This is a genomic window from Fulvimonas soli (genome assembly GCF_003148905.1).
GTDB lineage: Bacteria > Pseudomonadota > Gammaproteobacteria > Xanthomonadales > Rhodanobacteraceae > Fulvimonas > Fulvimonas soli.
The window spans coordinates 105,685-124,122 of sequence record NZ_QGHC01000009.1 but is presented as its reverse complement, the minus strand read 5'-3'; the positions used below and the strand labels follow the sequence as shown (position 1 = coordinate 124,122).

The window sequence follows — 18,438 nt, the reverse complement described above, 5'->3', positions numbered from 1 at the left end:
GGGAGTCTCCGTGGAAAGGGGAATCAGGCGGCCGGTGCGAAGCGGCGCTGGCGCAGCAGCTCGCATGCCGTGCGCACGTCGCCGTCCATCGCGCGGTCGCGGTGCATGAAGCCGATGTGCTCGCGCAGCAGGGCGTGCGCGCGGCGCACCGCGGCGCCGGCGTGGAAGTCGCCCACCTCGGCCAGCGCGGCCATCAGCGCGCGCACTTCCTCGACGAACCGCGCGTGCTGCGGATGGTCCTCGCGCGGCGCGTTGGCGATCTTCGCGGCCAGCGCGCGCCAGTCGCCGCGGGCGGCCAGGCGGCGCGCGGCGTTGAGCATCTCCTGGCGGTAGTCCAGCGCCTGCGCGGCGGTGTACAGCTCCAGCGCCAGCACGTGGCCGAGGTCCTCGGTCATCTCCAGCACGTGGCGCGCCTCGTTGGCGCCCATCGAGACGTGGTCCTCGGCGTTGGCGCTGGTCGGCACCGAGTACACGCTGGCCGGGTGCGCGCGGGTGGCGAGGTCGTTGACCAGCGCCGCGGCGGTGTACTGCACGATCATGAAGCCGGAGTCGGTACCGTCCTCGTTGCCGGTGAGGAAGGCCGGCAGGCCGTCGCTCGTCGCCGGGTCGACCAGCTTGTTGAGCCGCCGCTCGGAGATCGAGGCCAGCACCGGGATCGCCGCCTTCACGTAGCTCATCGCCAGCGCCAGCGGCATGCCGTGGAAGTGGCCGGCCGAGATCACCTGCTCCTCGATGAAGCGCGCGCCGGCGTTGTCCGGGAAGACCAGCGGGTTGTCGGTCACCGCGTTGAGCTCGATGTCGACCACCCGGCAGGCCTGCGCCCAGGCGTCGCGCACCGCGCCGTGCACCTGCGGCATGCAGCGCAGGCAGTAGGCGTCCTGCGGCTGGTGCTTCTTGCCGCCCTTGAACGGCAGGAAGCGGCTGTAGAACGCCTCGCGGCCGTGGCGCTGGTTGGCCGGCACCCAGTCCCAGCCGATGTCGAAGGACAACGCCTGGTCCTGCGGCGTGCTCCACGCCTCGGCGCTCCACGGCTTGAAGCGCGGCACCAGGTGGTAGGGAATGTCCACCAGCGTGGAGCCGTCCAGCAGCGCACGCACGTGCGCGGCGGCCTCGACCTGGCCCGGGTGCGGGCGCAGCGCGTGCACCTCCGGGCGCAGCGCGCCGCTGCGCCCGGCGAAGGCGTCCAGCGTCATCGCCGCGGCGAGGTCGGCCACGTCCAGCAGGTACTCCAGCGTGTCCAGCGCCAGCACCGCGGTGGCGAGCATCTGCGCGGTGCCGTTGTTGAGCGCCAGGCCCTCCTTGAACGACAGGCGGATCGGCTTCAGGCCCGCGCGCGCCAGCGCCTCGGCGCCCGGCAGGCGCTCGCCCTGATAGAACGCCTCGCCGCCGCCGAGCAGCACGATCGCCAGGTGCGACAGCGGCGCCAGGTCCCCGCTCGCGCCGACCGAACCCTTCTCCGGCACTACCGGCACCACGCCGGCGTTGAGCAGCGCGGCGAGCGCCTGCAGCGTCTCCACGCGGATGCCCGAGTGGCCGCGCATCAGCGTGTTGATGCGGATCGCCAGCATCGCGCGCACCACCTCGGGCGCGAACGGCTTGCCCACGCACACCGCGTGGGTGGTGATCAGGTTGTGCTGCAGTTCCTCCAGCAGCGTGCCCTCCGGCTGGTGCGGGTTGCCGCCGGGCAGCTCGTCGCGCAGGCGGTGCGCGCCCAGCAGCTTGTCGGCGTTGCTGCCGAAGCCGGTGGTGACGCCGTAGGTCGGCTCGCCGCAGCTCACCTTGTCGGCGAGGAAGTCGGCGGCGCGGCGCACGCGCTCCAGCTGCGCGGGGTCCAGCGCCACCGCCGCGCCGCCGCGCGCCACCGCGACCAGCTGCTCGCGGGTGAGGCTGTTGCCGTCCAGGAGAATGGTCTGGCTCACGAAAGACTCCAACGTGTTCTCGATACCGTCATTCCCGCGTGCGGGAAGCTCTTTTCTCTAGCCCGGCGGATCGTCGGGAATCCATTTGGCCTCCGGCGCCGAGAGCGAAGATGGATTCCCGCTTGCGCGGGAATGACGCCGCCGGGGGAGGCTGTCTGCGGCATCGGGCGTCAGCCCATCACCGCCGCCTGCTCCAGCTCCACCCGCAGCGTCCTGACCAGCTCGGCGCGCGGCACCTCGAACTGGTCCTCGCGGCGCAGGTCCTTCACCGTGACCACGCCCTTGGCCAGCTCGTCCTCGCCCAGCACGACCACGAAGCGGATGCCGGCGCGGTCGGCGTACTTGAACTGCTTGCCGAGCTTGCCGCCCTCCAGCACCACCTCGGTGGCGATGCCGGCCGCGCGCAGCTCGTTGGCCACGGCCAGGTAGGCCGGCAGCTGCGCCGCGTCCATCTGGGTGACCAGCACGTCCACCGTGCTGCGCGCGGTGTCGACCAGCCCGGCCTCGCGCAGCTGCCAGTACAGGCGCGTCAGGCCGATCGAGATGCCCACGCCCGGCAGTTTCGACTTGGTGTACTGGCTGGCCAGGTTCTCGTAGCGCCCGCCCGAGCAGATCGAGCCGATCTGCGGGTGCTCGTCGAGCGTGGTCTCGTAGACGGTGCCGGTGTAGTAGTCCAGGCCGCGCGCGATGGACAGGTTGAGCGCGAAGTGCGTCTCCGGCACGCCGAAGTCGCGGATCAGGCCCAGCACCTCCTTCAGCTCGGCGCGCCCCTGCTCCAGCGCCTCGGGGCCGGCGCCCAGCGCGTCGAGCTTCCCGAAGGCATCCGCCAGCGAGGCGGAGCGCACCTGCACGAAGGCGAGGATCTTCTCCGCCACCTCGGCGGACAGTCCGAACTGCTCGCCGGTGAGCGTCTCGCGCACGTAGCCGGCGCCGCGCTTGTCCAGCTTGTCCACCTCGCGCAGCACCAGCATCTGCTGCTCGCTGTCGGCTATCCCCAGGCTCTCGAAATAGCCGCGCATCAGCTTGCGGTTGTTGAGCTGGATGGTGAACGGGCCGATGTCCAGCTCGCGGAACACGCTGTAGATCACCGCCGGCAGCTCGGCGTCGTAGCGGATCGACAGGCCGTCCTTGCCGATCACGTCGATGTCGCACTGGTAGAACTCGCGGAAGCGCCCGCGCTGGGCGCGCTCGCCGCGGTACACGCGCTGCATCTGGTAGCGGCGGAACGGGAAGGAGAGGTCGTGCTCGTGCTCGGCCACGTAGCGCGCCAGCGGCACGGTGAGGTCGAAGCGCAGCGCCAGCTCCGGCTTCTCGCCCTGCTCCAGCGCGCCGGTGGACTGCACGAAGTACACCTGCCGCTCGGTCTCGCCGCCGGTCTTGGTCAGCAGCACGTCCGCGTACTCGATCGCCGGCGTCTCGATCGGCAGGAAGCCGAAGCGCTCGTAGTTGCGGCGGATCGTGTCGAGCATGCGCTGGAAGGCGATCTGGTCGAGCGGCAAGAGCTCGAGCACGCCGGGCATGGTGCGGGCCGGGGTAAGCGCCATGGAGTCCTCTGCGAAGCGGTAAGGAAGGCCGTGCGACGGCAGCCGCATAGCGTAGCAGATGGCCCCGCCGCGCCCTTTCCGCCGGCGCCGGGAAAATGCGCGGCGCCCTGTTGCCAAGCCCGGGAACGGCCATTAGAATGCGCGGCTCCCGCGGGGTGTAGCTCAGCCTGGTAGAGCGCTACGTTCGGGACGTAGAAGTCGCATGTTCGAATCATGTCACCCCGACCAATGATCCAGGGAAAGCCGGCCCCGCGCCGGCTTTCTCGCTTCCGCGGCCGCGTTCCGGCGCGGACATCCCCCACGGGCTGACGCCCCCGGAAGTCAGCCGGCCAGCGCCAGCTCGGCCAGCCGCGCCAGCTCCTCGTCGTCGAAGCCGGCCTCGCGCCGGGCCGGCAGGTTGAACGGCCCGCGCAGGTTGCGTCCCATGTAGTCGCGCAGCAGGCCGAGGAAGGTGCCGCGCGGGTCGAGGCCGTCGCGCGCGCAGCACCAGCGGAACCAGCGCGTGCCGGCGGCGACGTGCGCCACCTCCTCGCGCAGGATCACCTCGAGGACCGCCACGGTGCGTTCGTCGCCGGCGGCGCGCAGGCGCTCGATCATGCCCGGCGTCACGTCCAGCCCGCGCGCCTCCAGCACGCGCGGCACCAGCGCCATGCGCGCGGTGTCCGAGTGCGCGGTCTTCTGCGCCATCTCCCACAGGCCGTTGTGCGCGTCGAAGTCGCCGTAGGCGTGGCCCATCTCGGCCAGGCGCGCCGCGAGCATGGCGAAGTGGCGCGCCTCGTCGTCGGCGCAGCGGGCCCAGTCGCGGTAGTACCCGTCCGGCATGCCGCGGAAGCGGTACACCGCGTCCCAGGCCAGGTCGATCGCGTTGAACTCGATGTGCGCCACCGCGTGCGCCAGCGCGGCACGGCCCTGCGCCGAGCCCAGGCCGCGCTGCGGCAGCCGGCGCGGATGCACCAGGCGCGGCCGCGCCGGCCGGCCGGGCATGCCGATGGGTTCCGGCGGCGGGGACGACGGCTCGGGACGCAGCTCCCCCGCCTGCAGCGCCCGCCAGGCCGCATGCGTCAGGCGCAGCTTCTCGGCCGGATCGGCGGCGTCGAGGCAGCGCCGGGCGGCGGCGTGGAGATCCGTCGTGGAAGTCGTCGAGAGCACCGGCCCCTCATCCTGCCCGCTCCCCGGCGGGGAGCGGGTCACGCGCTGCGCCGCGCCGCCTTGGCGTCGTCCGAGCGCAGCATCTCGATCTGCTGCAGGTAGTGCTGGTCCAGCCCGGTGACGTACTCGCCGGAGAAGCACGAGGTGTCGAACTGCTTGAGCTCCTCGTTGCCGTCCTGCACCGCCCAGATCAGGTCCTTGAGGTCCTGGTAGATCAGCCAGTCGGCGCCGAGCAGCTGCTCGATCTCCTTCTCGGTGCGGCCCGCGGCGACCAGCTCGGCGGCGGCCGGCATGTCGATGCCGTAGACGTTCGGGTAGCGCACCGGCGGCGCGGCCGAGGCGAAGAACACCTGCCGCGCGCCGGCGTCGCGCGCCATCTGGATGATCTGCTTGGAGGTGGTGCCGCGCACGATGGAGTCGTCCACCAGCAGCACGTTCTTCTTGCGGAACTCCAGCTCCACCGGGTTGAGCTTGCGGCGCACCGACTTCACCCGCTCGCCCTGCCCCGGCATGATGAAGGTGCGGCCCACGTAGCGGTTCTTGACGAAGCCCTCGCGGAACGGCACGCCCAGCGCCTCGGCCAGCGCGCTGGCGGCGGTGCGCGAGGTGTCGGGGATCGGGATCACCGCGTCGATGCCGTGGTCCGGCCGCAGGCGCAGGATCTTCTCGGCCAGCTTCTGGCCCATGCGCAGGCGCGCCTTGTACACCGAGACGTCCTCGATCATCGAGTCCGGCCGCGCCAGGTACACGTACTCGAAGATGCACGGCGCGTGCACCGCGCCCTCGGCGCAGCGGCGCGTGTGCAGCCCGCCGTCCAGGGTGGCCAGCACCGCCTCGCCGGGCGCCACGTCGCGCAGGCGCCTGAAGCCGAGCACGTCCAGCGCCACCGACTCGGAGGCCACCGCGTACTCGCGCCCCTCCGGCGTGACGCGCTCGCCCATCACCAGCGGGCGGATGCCGTGCGGGTCGCGGAAGGCCAGCAGGCCGTAGCCCTGGATCAGCGCCAGGCAGGCGTAGCCGCCGCGCGCGCGCGCGTGCACGCCGGCCACCGCCTTGAAGATGTGGTCGGGGCTGAGCGCCAGCCGGTCCTGGATCTGCAGCTCGTGCGCCAGCACGTTGAGCAGCACTTCCGAGTCGGAGTCGGTGTTGATGTGCCGGCGGTCGTCCTCGAACATCTCGCGGCGCAGCTCGGCGGTGTTCACCAGGTTGCCGTTGTGCGCGAAGGCGATGCCGTAGGGCGAGTTGACGTAGAACGGCTGCGCCTCGTCGGCGTTGTCCGAGCCGGCGGTGGGATAGCGGCAGTGGCCGATGCCGAGGCGCCCGCGCAGGCGGCTCATCGAGGCCTGGGTGAACACGTCGCGCACCAGGCCGTTGTCCTTGTGCAGGCGCAGCTTGTCGCCGTCGGCGGTGACGATGCCGGCGGCATCCTGGCCGCGGTGCTGCAGCACGGTGAGGCCGTCGTAGAGGGAGGACGCCACTTCGGTGACGCCGACGATGCCGATGATTCCGCACATGGGAGGATGCCTGGTTTTCTAGGAACGGGAAGCGGCCGCCGCGCGCGGCGCCGACGTGGACGAAGCCGGCGCCGGCGCGAGCGGCGCGCCCGGCAGCGGCGGCAGGTGCTCCAGCGCCGCCGGCGGATGCAGGTAGCGGCGCACGCTCTCCGGCACCCGCTGGCCCAGCCAGGCCGCCGCGCCCTGGAACTGCGGCAGCAGCGCCGACTCGCGCCACCACGGGTCGCGCGTGACGGCGGTGAAGCCGAGCAGGAACACCGCCAGCGTCACCAGCAGCACGCCACGCGCCGCGCCGAACAGCATGCCGAGCAGGCGGTCGGTGCCGCTCAGGCCGGTGCTCTCGACCAGCTTGGCGATCACGAAGCGCAGCAGCGCGCCGAGGATCAGCACGGCGACGAAGCAGATCCCGTAGCCCGCCAGCACCCGCGCCGAAGGCAGCGTGATGCTGTGCTCGAAATGGCCCGCCACCGCGGGGCCGAAGGTCCAGGCCACCCAGAACGCGGCGATCCACACCGCCAGCGCCAGTACCTCGGAGATGAGGCCGCGCCACAGGCCGATCAAGACCGACAGGCCCAGCACGCCGAGGATGAGGTAGTCGGTCCAGTTCACCGGCGGGCCGCCTGCGGTCGGGGGGGCATCAAGGCACGGCGACGACGTTGCCGGCCAGGCCCAGCCGCGACTTGATCTGGTCGCGCACGCGCTCGGCGTCCGCGCGCTGGGTCTGCGGGCCGGCGCGCACGCGCCACAGGCGCTTGCCGCCGACGTCCACCGTGTCGACGAAGCCGTCGAAGCCGTTGGCGCGCAGCTTGTCGCGCAGCGCGTTGGCGTCCGCCTGGGCGCCCATCGCCGCCACCTGCACGGCATAGCCGCCGGCGCGCGCGGCCGCCTTGCCGGATGCCGCCGCGGGCGCCGCCGGGGCATCGCCGCGCTGGTCGCCGGCGCCGCTTTCCAGCACCGGGCGCACGCCGCTCACCGACTGGCCGATCTTCAGCCGCGCCGCCTCGGCCGCGGCGCGGGTCTCGAACGGGCCCGCGCTGACCAGGGTCAGCGTCTGGCCCGCGCGGTTCACCGGGCGCCCGCCGGCCGGGTAGCCCAGCGCGCGCACCCTGGCGATCAGCTTCTGCGCCCCGGCGGGCGAATACGCGCTCAGGTTGAGCGTGTAGCTGCCGCGCGCGGCCACGCCCGCGGTGTCGGGCGCCGGCGGCGCGGCGGCCGGCGGCTGCGGCTTGATCACCGGCTCGTTCGCCGCCTTGGGCGGCTGCGCCGGGATCGCCGGTTGCGCGGCGGCGGCCGGCGCGCCACCGGGCTGGGTGACGGTGGTCGGCTCGGGCTTCCGGCCCGCCAGCGGATCGGTCTCCACGTCGCGCGGGCGGTTGGAGCCGATGTTCACCGTCGGCAGCCGGTCCGAGGGCGCGCCGGGGGCGGCGGCCGGAGGCACCACCGTGGTCGCCGCGCTGGCGGCGCCGGCCGGCGCGGCCGCGTCCGGCGTCAGGCTCATGGTCTGCGTCTTGAGGTCGCGGTCCGGCGCGGGCGGGATCTCCAGGCTCACGGTCTGGTCGCCGCCGGGCGCCGGCGGGCTGCTGGAGAAGAACATCGGCACGAAGATGACCGCCAGCGCGATCAGGACAGCGGCTCCCAGCAGGCGAGTTTTCAAGACGGACTCCAAGGGGACGTGCGGGATGCGGAACGCGGCGATTATACCCGCCGCGCCAGGGTCGATGGCCGGAGGGCGTTTTCCGGTGCGTGCGCGTTATGCCTTGGGTTCGGGGCGCATGTGGCGGAAAGGCGGGGGTTTCGCGGGAGCTTCGCGGCCGGAGGCCGCTCCCGCAAGGCTTGCGGCAACCCTGTGGGGGAGCGGCCTCCGGCCGCGACGGCATGCCCGCCAGGCCAACTGCTCGGAAAACTCACCCGGCCCGGCCGGGCACCCCCACGCCCATCGCCTCCAGCACCGCGCTGGCGACGAAGAACGAGCCGAAGGCCAGCACCCGCTCGCCCGGCCGCGCCGCCGCGCGCGCGGCGGCCAGCGCCTGCCCCACGTCGTCGTGCAGGTCGAAGGCGGCCTGCGGCGACACGCCTTGCAGGGCGTCGCGCAGCGCCGCCGCCGGCAGCCCGCGCGGCGTGTCGCGTTCCAGCCCGGCCAGGTGCCAGTGCGCGACGCGCGCGCCCAGCGCGGCGATCACGCCGGCCACGTCCTTGTCCGACAGCGCGCCGTACACCGCGCGCACCGGCCCGCCCGGCCGCGCGTCCAGCCACTCGGCCAGCGCGCGCGCGGCCTGCGGGTTGTGGCCCACGTCCACGATCACCGGCGGCTCGCCGGGCAGCACCTGCAGACGCGCCGGCACGCGCACGGTGCGCAGGCCGGCCGCCGCGTGCGCGGTGAGCGGCCATGCGACGCCGGGCAGGCGTTCGAGCGCGTGCAGCGCGGCGACCGCGGCGGCGGCATTGGCGTACTGCACCGGCGCGGCGAGCGGCGGGTCGGGCAGCTCCAGCGCGGTGCCGTCGCGGTGCGTCCAGCGCCAGCCGCGCGCCAGGCGCTCCGCGCGGAAATCGGCGCCGGCGCGCTCGACGCGCGCGCCGGTCGCGGCCAGCACGTCGAGCAGGCCGGCCGGCGGGTCGCTCTCGCCGACGATCGCCGGCCGCCCGCGCCGCGCGATGCCGGCCTTCTCGCGGCCGATGGCGTCGCGGTCGGCGCCCAGCCAGTCCATGTGGTCGAGGTCGACCGTGGTGACCACGGCGACGTCCGCGTCGACGATGTTCACCGCGTCCAGCCGGCCGCCCAGGCCCACCTCCAGCACCGCCACGTCCAGCGCGGCGCGCGCGAACAGGTCCAGCGCGGCCAGCGTGCCGAACTCGAAGTAGGTCAGCGGGATGGCATCGTCCGCCCCGGCGCCGCGCGCCGCCTCGATGCGCTCGAAGCTGGCGGCCAGCGCGGCGTCGGGCGCGTTCCCGCCCTCGATGCGCACGCGCTCGTTGTAGGCCAGCAGGTGCGGCGAGGTGTAGCAGCCCACGTGCAGCCCGGCCGCGCGCAGCATCGCTTCCAGCATGGCGACGGTGGAGCCCTTGCCGTTGGTGCCGCCCACGGTGACGACACGCCGCGCGGGCGGCGCCGCGCCCATCCGCCGCCACACCTCGCGCACGCGGTCCAGGCCCAGCTCGATCGCGCGCGGGTTGACCCGCTCCTGGTACGCCAGCCATTCGGCGAGGGTGCGCGGCATGGGATCGTCCGCCCGGGGTCAGGCGTCCAGCGGACGCAGCCAGAAGCGCAGGCGGTGCGGCGTGGCCGCCGCGGCGCCGCACTCCTTCCATTCCAGCGTGCAGGACAGGTCGTCCTGCCGGCGATAGCCGCGCTTGCTCCAGAACGCATCGTTCGGGCGGTAGCCGGCCGGGCGGCGCGGGTCGTCGCCGGCGCGCTCCACCGCGCAGAAGGCGGCGAGGCGGAAGCCGCCGAGCCGGCGCGCATGCGCCTCGCGCTCGTCGAAGAAGCGGTGGCCGACGCCGCGCCCGCGGTAGGCGGGCAGCAGCACCGACTCGCCGAAGTAGAACACCTCGTCCAGCGCGTAGCCGCGCTCGGCGAACGGCCGCCGGAACGCCTCGCCGTCGTCGGCCAGCGGGATGCCGGTGGAGGCGCCGACCACCGCGTCCCCGTCCAGCGCCAGCACGAACACGCCGCGCGGCGAGCGCGCGTAGGCGGCGAGATAATCGCGCTCGTAGGCGGCGTCGCCGTCGTACAGGTACGGCCAGTCGCGGAACACCGCGATGCGCAGCCGCGCCAGGTCGTCCAGGTGCGGCGCGACGGCCGCGCCGGTGCAGGTGGCGATGCGCAGCGCCATCGCTCAGAGCCTCGATGACAACGCGGGGTACGGGGAGATCATGAACAGGCTCTCAGCCCGCGACCTGCGCGATCCAGTCGGCGAGGTTGTAGTAGTTGCTGACGCGGGCGATGCGGCCGTCGCGCAGCTCGAAGAAGGCGCCGCCCGGCAGCACGTAGCGCTGGCCGCGCGCCGGCGGCAGGCCCTCGTCGTCGGCCAGGTACTCGCCGTGCACCACGTACTCGGCGGCGGCGCGCGCGCCGTCGGCCGACGTCATCACCACGACGTCGCGCAACTGCTCGCGGTAGCACCGCCGCATGCGCGCGAGGAAGGCGCGGAAGGCCGCGCGCCCGGTCTCGCGGCCGCCCTGGTTGACGTCGTGCGCCACGTCGTCGGTCAGGCAGGCCAGCATGCCTTCCCGGTCGCCCGCGTTGAAGGCGGCGTAGTAGCGCTCGATCAGCGATGGCGCGTCGGACATGCGGGCGGACCTGCGGCATGGCGGGGCGCGCAGTGTAAGCGATCGCGGCGCGGCCGGGTCGGCCGCCTGCGCGCCCTGCTCCCTCTCCCCTGCGGGGAGAGGGCCGGGGTGAGGGGCCGGGCTTGCCGCGATGCCGCGGCCGTGCGATGGACCCGCGTGCCGGGGCTTGCCCAGCCCGATGGGGGTTTTCGCAAGGGCCGCCCCTCACCCTGACCCTCTCCCCAGTGGGGAGAGGGAACCAAGGCCGGTCTACAACGCCGCCTTGCGCAGCCGCAGCGCATTGCCCACCACCGACACCGAGGACAGGCTCATCGCCAGCGCCGCCACCATCGGCGACAGCGTCACGCCCAGCCACGGGTACAGCGCGCCCGCGGCCAGCGGCACGCCCACCGCGTTGTAGACGAAGGCGAAGAACAGGTTCTGCCGGATGTTGCGCACGGTGGCGCGCGACAGCGCGCGGGCGCGCAGGATGGCGCCGAGGTCGCCCTTCACCAGGGTGACCTGCGCGCTCTCCATCGCCACGTCGGTGCCGTTGCCCATGGCGATGCCGACGTCGGCCGCGGCCAGCGCCGGCGCGTCGTTGATGCCGTCGCCGGCCATCGCCACGCGGCGGCCGGCGGCCTTCAGTGCGCCGACGGCCTGCGCCTTGCCGGCCGGCGAGACGTCGGCGCGCACCTCGTCGATGCCCAGCGCGCCGGCCACCGCCGCGGCGGTGGTGGCGTTGTCGCCGGTGAGCATCACCAGCCGCAGGCCGTCGCGGTGCAGCGCCTGCGCCGCCGCGGCCGCGCCGGGCTTGAGGCGGTCGGCCACCGCCACCAGGCCGGCCGCCGCGCCGTCGACGGCGAGGAACATCACCGTGGCGCCGTCCGCGCGCAGCCGCTCGGCCTGCGCCGCCGCGGCCGCGTCCACGGCGACGCCCAGCGCCTGCATCAGCCGCGCGTTGCCCAGCGCCACGCTCCGGCCCTCGACCCGGCCCTGCACGCCCTGCCCGGTCAGCGTGCGGAAATCCTGCACGTCCGGGACCGCCACGCCGGCCTCCTGCGCGCCCGCCACCACGGCGCGCGCCAGCGGATGCTCGCTGGGCCGCTCCAGCGCGGCGGCCAGCGCCAGCAGGCGCTCGCGCGACAGCGCGCCCAGCGCCGCCACCTCGCGCAGCGAGGGGCGCCCTTCGGTGAGCGTGCCGGTCTTGTCCACCGCCAGCGTGTCGATGTCCTGCAGCGCCTCGATCGCCGCCGCGTCGCGGAACAGCACGCCGGCCTGCGCGCCGCGCCCGCTCGCCACCATGATCGAGATCGGCGTGGCCAGGCCCAGCGCGCAGGGACAGGCGATGATCAGCACCGACACCGCCGCGACCAGCGCGTGCGCCACGCGCGGCGCCGGCCCCCAGGCCAGCCACGCGGCGAAGGCGAGCGCGGCGACGGCCACCACCGCCGGCACGAACCACGCGGCCACGCGGTCGGCCACGCGCTGCAGCGGCGCGCGGCTGCGCTGCGCCTGCGCCACCAGCGCGACGATCTGCGCCAGCAGGGTGTCGGCGCCGACCTTCTCCGCGCGCATGGTCAGCGCGCCGTCCTGGTTCACCGTGCCGCCGGCGAGGCGCTCGCCCGCGGCCTTGGCGACCGGCAGCGGCTCGCCGGTGAGCATCGACTCGTCCACGTGGCTGGCGCCGTCCAGCACCACGCCGTCCACCGGCACCTTCTCGCCGGGACGCACGCGCAGCACGTCGCCGGGCTGCACTTCCTCCAGCGGCACGTCCTGCTCGCCGCCGTCGGCGGCGATGCGCCGCGCGGTCTTCGGCGCCAGGCCCAGCAGCGCCTTGAGCGCCGCGCCGGTGCGGCGGCGCGCGCGCAGCTCGAGGAAGTCGCCCAGCGTGACCAGGGTGACGATCACCGCGGCCGACTCGAAATACACGTCCACGCGCCCGTGCATGCCGCGCATGCCGGCCGGGAACAGCCCGGGCGCGAGGAAGGCCACCGCGCTGTAGGCCCAGGCCACGCCGGTGCCCAGCGCGATCAGCGTGTACATGTTGGGCGACCACGGCCGGAGCGAGCGCCAGCCGCGCGCGAAGAACGGCGCGCCGCCCCACAGCACCACCGCGCTGGCCAGCAGCGCCTCGGCCCAGCCGGCCGCGGCGTCCCACGGCGCCGGCCAGTGCCAGCCGAACAGATGCGGCCCCATCGCCAGCACGAACACCGGCAGGGTCAGTGCGGCGAGCAGCGCCAGTCGCCGCGCCATCGCGCCCAGCCCGCCGTCGTCGTCCGCGCCGGCCGCCGGCAGCAGCGGCTCCAGTGCCATGCCGCACTTGGGGCAATGGCCGGGACCGATCTGCCGCACTTCCGGGTGCATCGGGCAGGTGTAGACGGTGCCGGGCGGGGCGGAGGGCGCGGGCGATCCGCCCGAGAGGTATTTCCCCGGATCGGCGACGAATTTCCCGCGGCAGCGCGCCGCGCAGAAATGGTAGGTGCGGCCCGCGTAGTCGGCATGATGCGCGGTCGCGCGCGGATCGACCCGCATGCCGCAGACCGGGTCGCGTTCGCCGGCAGCGGGGTCCGGGTCGTGCGCCTGGCCGTGTGCCGGCTCGTGCATTTGTCCCGGCGCTCGCTCGTGCGTCGGCTCGTGTGCCCGTCCGTCTGACAGGTCGCGGTCGTGGCGGTGTGCGCCGTGGCCGGTCCGCGCGACGGACGTCGCGGGCGCGCCGCAGCAGCCGCCGGCCGGCGCCGGTTCCCGGCGCAGCCAGTCCTCCGGCGCCGCGTCGAACTTCGCCTTGCAACCCGCGCAGCAGAAGCGGTAGCTCCGGCCCGCGTGCTCGCTGGCGTGCGGCGAGGCGGCGTCGACCGCCATGCCGCACACGGGATCGACCAGCGTCTTCGCGGCGGGCGCGTCGCCGTCCCGGCAGCAGGCATCGCTCATGGCAGCGCCTCCCCGTCGCCGAGGGCGCGCAGGATCGGGCACTGCTCCGGCGCGCCGTGCCCCGGGCAGGCCTCGACCAGCTCGCGCAGGCCGTCGCGCACCCGGGTCAGTTCCTCGATGCGCGCCGCGATCGCCGCCAGGCGCTGCTCGGCGCGGCGCTTCACCGCCTTCACCCCGCGCCGCCGGTCCGCCGAGAGCGCCAGCAGCTCGCGGATCTCCTCCAGCGTGAAGCCCAGCGTCTTGGCGCGCCGGATGAAGCGCAGCCGCGCCACGGCGTCCTCGCCGTAGCTGCGGTAGCCGGACGCGCGCCGCGCCGGCTCGGGCAGCAGGCCCTCGCGCTCGTAGTAGCGGATGGTGTCGATGGCCACGCCGGCGCGCCTGGCGACGGCGCCGATGGAAAGCGATGGGTTGGGAGCGTTCATGGCACAAGTCTAGACTCTGGATCGAACTCCAGGGTCAAGCGGCAGGATGTCGCTGCCGTCCGCGATGCCCGCGGGAAACGACGGCGACGACGCGCGCGCGACACGCCGCGGCGCTATCTTTGTTCCCCTCGTCCGCCCGGAAACGCCCATGGCCGCCTCCGCCGTCACCGCCACCCCCGGCGCCACGCCCTACACCGTCGTGCTCGCCGACGAGCGCGCGCACGAATGGCTCGCCGACGAGCCGCGCGAGCTGCAGGGCGCGGACGCCGGCCCCATGCCGACCGAGCTGCTGCTCTCCAGCCTCGGCGCCTGCACGGCGATCACGCTCAGGATGTACGCCGCGCGCAAGGGCTGGCCGCTGGACGACGTGCGGGTGGTGCTGCGGCTCAACCCGCAGGGCGCGCCGGCCGACGGCCACAGCGAGATCCAGCGGCAGCTGGTCCTGCACGGCGCGCTGAGCGCGGAACAGCGCGAGCGCCTGCTCGCGGTGGCCAACGCCTGCCCGGTGCACAAGCTGCTGACCGGCGAGATCCGCATCGCCACCACGCTCGACGCGCCGGCCGCCACGCAAGGGTGATCCCATGACCAACACCGAACGCCAGTCCGCCCCGTCCGATTCCCACGACGGCAAGCCCTGCCCCGGCCACCCGGTGCTCGAGCGCATCGAGACGCGCGGCGCCGAGGTCGGCCTGCTGCCGATCCACCGCGCCCTGCCGAGCCGCCAGCGCCGCATGGTCGGCGCCTGGTGCTTCCTGGACCACGCCGGGCCGATCGACTACGCGGCCGGCCAGGGCCTGCGCGTGGGGCCGCACCCGCACATCGGCCTGCAGACCTTCACCTGGATGATCGAGGGCGAGATCATGCACCGCGACAGCCTGGGCTACGAGCAGGTGATCCGCCCCGGCCAGGTCAACCTGATGACCGCCGGGCGCGGCATCGCCCACGCCGAGGACGAGGTCTCGGCGACCGCGCCCGGCCGCCTGCACGCGGTGCAGCTGTGGATCGCGCTGCCCGAGGCGGAGCGCCACCGCGCACCGTCGTTCCGGCACTACCCGGACCTGCCGGTGATCCGCGAGGGCGGCTTCAGGGCGACCGTGCTGGCCGGCAGCGCCTTCGGCCGGACCGCGCCGGCGGAGGTCTTCTCGCCGCTGGTCGGCCTGGACCTCGCCGCCGACGGTGCCGCCAGCCTCACCCTGCCGCTCGAACCGGGCTTCGAGTACGCCGTGCTCGGGCTGATCGGCGAGACCCGCGTGGAAGGCGAGGCCCTGCCGCCCGACACCCTGCTCTACCTCGGCCTCGGCCGGCGCGAGCTGAAGCTGCAGTGCGGCGCGGCCAGCCGGCTGGTGCTGATCGGCGGCGAGCCGTTCGGCGAGGAGATCCTGCTGTGGTGGAACTTCGTGGCGCGCCGTCCGCAGGAGATGGAGGAAGCCACCCTCGCCTGGAACGGGCACCGGCATTTCGGCGAGGTGAAGGGCAGCCCGTCGCCGCGGCTGGTCGCGCCGGACATCGCCGGCCTGCACCTGCGGACGGCGCGGCCATGAAGGCGATCGCCCACGCCACCGTCCGCTCCGCGGGCGTCCGCTACTACCGCCACGACATGACGACCGGCGCGCACGCGCTGGTCGCCGACGAATCGGTCGCGCTGGGCGGCGGGATTCCGGCGAAGGCCGGAATCCAGTAGGAAATGCTGTGCGCAGCACGCGAATCAGGCTTTGCGTGCTGCGCACGAGTACCCGACCGGATTCCGGCCTTCGCCGGAATGACGGCAATGGGGTCTTGCGCGAGCCCGGATCGAAACGCTCCGCACGCGCGGCACGGCGGACCCGGGCGGGGCCGGCGACATCACCATCCCGCGAGCATGGCCGCCGCCCGCCTCACGCCGCCGCCTCGTCCTCCACCGCCACGAAGCCGCCGGTCTGGCGCCGCCACAGCCGCGCGTACAGGCCGTCGCGCGCGAGCAGCTCGGCGTGCGTGCCGCTCTCCACGATGCGGCCCTTGTCCATCACCACCAGGCGGTCCATCCGCGCGATGGTGGACAGGCGGTGCGCGATGGCGATCACCGTCTTGCCGCGCATCAGCAGGTCCAGGCTCTCCTGGATCGCCGCCTCGGCCTCCGAATCCAGCGCGCTGGTGGCCTCGTCCAGCACCAGGATCGGCGCGTCCTTGAGCAGCACGCGGGCGATCGCGACGCGCTGGCGCTGGCCGCCGGAGAGCTTCACGCCGCGCTCGCCGACCAGCGCGTCGAAGCCGGTGCGGCCCTCGCCGTCGACCAGCTGCGGGATGAACTCGTCGGCGCGCGCCTTGCGCACGGCCTCCAGCACCTCCGCCTCGCCGGCCTCGGGCCGGCCGTAGAGGATGTTGTCGCGGATCGAGCGGTGCAGCAGCGAGGTGTCCTGCGTCACCACGCCGATCTGCGAGCGCAGGCTCTCCTGCGTCACCCGCGCGATGTCCTGGCCGTCGACCAGGATGCGCCCGCCCTCCAGGTCGTACAGCCGCAGCAGCACGTTGACCATGGTGGTCTTGCCCGCGCCGGAGGGACCGACCAGGCCGATCTTCTCGCCCGGCCGCACGTGCAGGTCCAGCCCGGCGATCACGCCGCGAAGCTGGGATGCCGGAGTAGCGCCTCCCTGCGCTACTCCGGCCCGCCGAGTCCGGCGCATGTCCGGACTCGGCTCCGACGGATCGGGCACTTCAATTGCCCGATCCGCGTCAGGCCCTCCATGGCCTGCATCGCCAACCCGCGGCATAGGGCGACCGTAGTGGAAGTGGATGTCCTCGAAGCGCACGTCGCCGCGCGTCACCACCAGCGGCACGGCGTCGGGCCGGTCCTGCACCGCGCGCGGCCGCGCGATGGTGGTGAGGCCGTCCTGCACGGTGCCCACGTTCTCGAAGATGCCGTTGACCACCCACATGATCCAGCCGGACATGTTGTTGATGCGGATCACCAGGCCGGTGGCCAGCGCGATCGCGCCCACCGTGACCCGGCCCTGGCTCCACAGCCACACCGCTAGGCCCGAGGTGCCCACGATCAGGAAGCCGTTGAGGGTGGTGATGGTCGCGTCCATCGCGGTGGTCATGCGCGTCATCCGGCGCACCTTGTCCACCTGCTCGCCCATCGCGTCGGCCACGTAGGCCTCCTCGCGGCGGGTGTGCGCGAACAGCTTGAGGGTGAGGATGTTGCTGTAGCCGTCGACGATGCGGCCCATCAGCTTCGAGCGCGCCTCCGAGGCCTGCCAGGAACGCGCCTTGGTGCGCGGGATGAAGTACGCCAGCGCGCCGACGTAGGCGGCGATCCACGCCACCAGCGGCAGCGCCAGTCAGCCGTCGGCGTGGGCGAACATCACGATGGCGCTGCCGGTGTAGATCAGCACGTACCAGATCGCGTCGACGATCTGCACCGCCGATTCGCGCAGCGAGGCGCCGGTCTGCATGATGCGGTTGGCGATGCGCCCGGCGTAGTCGTTCTGGAAGAAGCCCAGGCTCTGGCGCACCACGTAGCGGTGGTTCTGCCAGCGGATGCGGTTGGTCAGGCTGGGCACGATGGCCTGGTTGACCAAGAGGTCGTGCAGGCCGTTGAGCAGCGGCCGCGCCACCAGCGCCACCAGCCCCATCCACAGCAGCGCGCGGCCGTGCTCGCGGAAGAACGCCGCGCCGGCCACGCCGCGGGTCATGTCCACGATGGAGCCGATGAAGCCGAACAGCGACACCTCCACCACCGCCACGCCGAAGCCCACCACCAGCGCGGCCAGGAACACCGGCCACACCTGGCGCAGATAGAACACGTAGAAGCGCCCGACCGAGGCCGGCGGCATGGCGTCGACCGGCTCCTTGAAGGCGTCGATCAGCGATTCGAACCAGCGGAAGATCATGGGGAAGGTCCGGGAAGGGGGAGCGCCGCGCGGACGCCGGAGCGGAGCAACATGCGGCCGCCGCGGCGCCAATGCAACCGCCGCCGGCAGCGCCGCGAACGCGGGAAGCGGGACGGCTTTCAGGGAAACAGCGAGCCGCCCCGGTCGCGCCGCGAGGCGATGCGGTCGGCCAGCCGCGTCGGCTCCGGCAGCCGGTAGCGCGTGCAGCAGGCCAGCACCAGCTCCGGCGCGCTTTCCAGGCCCACGCGGTGGCCGGGCGAGACGACCAGCGGCCTGACCTTCTCCTTGCTGCGCAGCACGGCGCCGACGACCTTGCCGCGATAGCGCAGCTCGACGCGGTCGCCGCGCCTCGGCCCCACCTCGCCGTGCGTGCCGACCAGGATCTTCTTCGCCACGCCGATCGCCGGCAGCCCGGTGATCACGCCCAGGTGCGCGGCGATGCCCAGCCCGCGCGGGTGGGCGATGCCCTGGCCGTCGACGAAGACCAGGTCCGGCGTCTCCGGCAATGCGCCCAGCGCCTCCAGCACCGCCGGCAGCTCGCGGAAGGACAGCAGGCCCGGGATGTACGGCATGCGCGTGGGCAGGCGCGCCACCCGCTCGGCCAGCGGCGCCAGCGTCCGCGCATCCAGCAGCACCGCCGCGGCGCGGGTGATCGCGCCGCCGTCCTCGAAGCCCACGTCGACGCCGGCGAGGCGGCGCAGCGGCGGGTAGTCGTCCCGCAGCCGCACCGCGGCGGCCAGTTCGAGCTGCAAGGCGCGGGCGCGGGCGACGTCGCCATCCCACGGCGGCGGCACGGGCATGGACGGAGTCGGGTTCATGGTCCG

General features: G+C 73.8%; 15 protein-coding genes, 1 tRNA gene and 2 pseudogenes. 4 read left to right on the top strand and 14 right to left on the bottom strand.

Going from position 1 to position 18,438, the window contains the following annotated elements; translation table 11 throughout:
- Positions 1 to 23 precede the first annotated feature (23 nt).
- Both C7456_RS13005 and hisS read right to left on the bottom strand, forming a co-directional pair.
- Entirely contained in the window at positions 24 to 1,919 is a 1,896-nt protein-coding gene (locus C7456_RS13005; protein ID WP_109724247.1) for an HAL/PAL/TAL family ammonia-lyase, read from the bottom strand.
- A 170-nt stretch (positions 1,920 to 2,089) separates the two neighbouring features.
- The gene (hisS, locus tag C7456_RS13000; protein ID WP_109724222.1) at positions 2,090 to 3,463 is read right to left on the bottom strand and encodes a histidine--tRNA ligase; all 1,374 of its coding nucleotides are present in this window, start codon (positions 3,461 to 3,463) and stop codon (positions 2,090 to 2,092) included.
- A gap of 151 nt (positions 3,464 to 3,614) precedes the next feature.
- Between hisS and C7456_RS12995 the strand changes: the two genes are divergently transcribed.
- Positions 3,615 to 3,691, top strand: a tRNA-Pro gene (locus tag C7456_RS12995).
- Positions 3,692 to 3,784: 93 nt separating this feature from the next.
- Here C7456_RS12995 and C7456_RS12990 read toward each other — a convergent pair.
- From C7456_RS12990 to C7456_RS12950, 9 genes are all read right to left on the bottom strand, one after another.
- Positions 3,785 to 4,612 (bottom strand): ferritin-like domain-containing protein, encoded by an 828-nt coding sequence (locus C7456_RS12990; RefSeq protein ID WP_109724221.1) that lies wholly within the window; start codon positions 4,610 to 4,612, stop codon positions 3,785 to 3,787.
- A 38-nt stretch (positions 4,613 to 4,650) separates the two neighbouring features.
- A complete protein-coding gene (gene purF / locus C7456_RS12985; RefSeq protein WP_109724219.1) occupies positions 4,651 to 6,126 on the bottom strand; it encodes an amidophosphoribosyltransferase in 1,476 nt (491 codons plus the stop codon).
- Between the two features lie 18 nt (positions 6,127 to 6,144).
- Positions 6,145 to 6,735 carry a CvpA family protein gene (locus tag C7456_RS12980; protein WP_109724217.1) on the bottom strand — a complete coding sequence of 197 codons (591 nt, stop codon included), beginning with the start codon at positions 6,733 to 6,735 and terminating at the stop codon, positions 6,145 to 6,147.
- 28 nt (positions 6,736 to 6,763) lie between these two features.
- Entirely contained in the window at positions 6,764 to 7,780 is a 1,017-nt protein-coding gene (locus C7456_RS12975; protein WP_109724215.1) for an SPOR domain-containing protein, read from the bottom strand.
- Between the two features lie 250 nt (positions 7,781 to 8,030).
- Positions 8,031 to 9,341, bottom strand: coding sequence for a bifunctional tetrahydrofolate synthase/dihydrofolate synthase (gene folC, locus C7456_RS12970; RefSeq protein WP_109724214.1), 1,311 nt, complete (start codon positions 9,339 to 9,341; stop codon positions 8,031 to 8,033).
- Between the two features lie 18 nt (positions 9,342 to 9,359).
- Positions 9,360 to 9,956, bottom strand: a complete 597-nt coding sequence (locus tag C7456_RS12965) for a GNAT family N-acetyltransferase (RefSeq protein ID WP_109724212.1) — start codon at positions 9,954 to 9,956, stop codon at positions 9,360 to 9,362.
- 52 nt (positions 9,957 to 10,008) lie between these two features.
- Positions 10,009 to 10,413 (bottom strand): ketosteroid isomerase-related protein, encoded by a 405-nt coding sequence (locus tag C7456_RS12960; protein ID WP_109724211.1) that lies wholly within the window; start codon positions 10,411 to 10,413, stop codon positions 10,009 to 10,011.
- 249 nt (positions 10,414 to 10,662) lie between these two features.
- Positions 10,663 to 13,323 carry a heavy metal translocating P-type ATPase gene (locus C7456_RS12955; RefSeq protein ID WP_109724209.1) on the bottom strand — a complete coding sequence of 887 codons (2,661 nt, stop codon included), beginning with the start codon at positions 13,321 to 13,323 and terminating at the stop codon, positions 10,663 to 10,665.
- Positions 13,320 to 13,745, bottom strand: coding sequence for a heavy metal-responsive transcriptional regulator (locus C7456_RS12950; protein WP_109724208.1), 426 nt, complete (start codon positions 13,743 to 13,745; stop codon positions 13,320 to 13,322). The genes C7456_RS12955 and C7456_RS12950 overlap by 4 nt, the downstream gene beginning before the upstream one ends.
- Positions 13,746 to 13,893: 148 nt before the next feature.
- Between C7456_RS12950 and C7456_RS12945 the strand changes: the two genes are divergently transcribed.
- Genes C7456_RS12945 through C7456_RS17220 form a run of 3 tightly spaced genes read left to right on the top strand, consistent with a single transcriptional unit; the run spans position 13,894 to position 15,426 of the window.
- Positions 13,894 to 14,322, top strand: coding sequence for an OsmC family protein (locus C7456_RS12945; protein WP_109724206.1), 429 nt, complete (start codon positions 13,894 to 13,896; stop codon positions 14,320 to 14,322).
- Positions 14,323 to 14,326: 4 nt separating this feature from the next.
- Positions 14,327 to 15,286 (top strand): pirin family protein, encoded by a 960-nt coding sequence (locus C7456_RS12940; protein WP_109724204.1) that lies wholly within the window; start codon positions 14,327 to 14,329, stop codon positions 15,284 to 15,286.
- Positions 15,283 to 15,426, top strand: coding sequence for a hypothetical protein (locus tag C7456_RS17220; protein ID WP_170120220.1), 144 nt, complete (start codon positions 15,283 to 15,285; stop codon positions 15,424 to 15,426). Before C7456_RS12940 ends, C7456_RS17220 begins: the two co-directional genes overlap by 4 nt.
- Positions 15,427 to 15,619: 193 nt before the next feature.
- Here C7456_RS17220 and C7456_RS17760 read toward each other — a convergent pair.
- The 3 genes and pseudogenes from C7456_RS17760 to nfi form a co-directional block, all read right to left on the bottom strand.
- Positions 15,620 to 16,348, bottom strand: a pseudogene (locus tag C7456_RS17760) (ABC transporter ATP-binding protein); the annotation flags it as partial.
- Positions 16,349 to 16,495: 147 nt separating this feature from the next.
- A pseudogene (locus C7456_RS17755) lies at positions 16,496 to 17,614 on the bottom strand (ABC transporter transmembrane domain-containing protein); the annotation flags it as partial.
- Positions 17,615 to 17,733: 119 nt separating this feature from the next.
- Positions 17,734 to 18,432, bottom strand: a complete 699-nt coding sequence (gene nfi, locus C7456_RS12925; RefSeq protein WP_211306323.1) for a deoxyribonuclease V — start codon at positions 18,430 to 18,432, stop codon at positions 17,734 to 17,736.
- Positions 18,433 to 18,438 lie beyond the last annotated feature (6 nt).

Coding starts and splice junctions, on each gene's coding strand:
- C7456_RS12965 (WP_109724212.1), bottom strand. CDS start 9,956: ATGGCGCTGCGCATCGCCACCTGCACCGGCGCGGCCGTCGCGCCGCAC.
- folC (WP_109724214.1), bottom strand. CDS start 9,341: ATGCCGCGCACCCTCGCCGAATGGCTGGCGTACCAGGAGCGGGTCAAC.
- C7456_RS12960 (WP_109724211.1), bottom strand. CDS start 10,413: ATGTCCGACGCGCCATCGCTGATCGAGCGCTACTACGCCGCCTTCAAC.
- purF (WP_109724219.1), bottom strand. CDS start 6,126: ATGTGCGGAATCATCGGCATCGTCGGCGTCACCGAAGTGGCGTCCTCC.
- C7456_RS12945 (WP_109724206.1), top strand. CDS start 13,894: ATGGCCGCCTCCGCCGTCACCGCCACCCCCGGCGCCACGCCCTACACC.
- C7456_RS17220 (WP_170120220.1), top strand. CDS start 15,283: ATGAAGGCGATCGCCCACGCCACCGTCCGCTCCGCGGGCGTCCGCTAC.
- C7456_RS12940 (WP_109724204.1), top strand. CDS start 14,327: ATGACCAACACCGAACGCCAGTCCGCCCCGTCCGATTCCCACGACGGC.
- nfi (WP_211306323.1), bottom strand. CDS start 18,432: ATGAACCCGACTCCGTCCATGCCCGTGCCGCCGCCGTGGGATGGCGAC.
- C7456_RS12955 (WP_109724209.1), bottom strand. CDS start 13,323: ATGAGCGATGCCTGCTGCCGGGACGGCGACGCGCCCGCCGCGAAGACG.
- hisS (WP_109724222.1), bottom strand. CDS start 3,463: ATGGCGCTTACCCCGGCCCGCACCATGCCCGGCGTGCTCGAGCTCTTG.
- C7456_RS12950 (WP_109724208.1), bottom strand. CDS start 13,745: ATGAACGCTCCCAACCCATCGCTTTCCATCGGCGCCGTCGCCAGGCGC.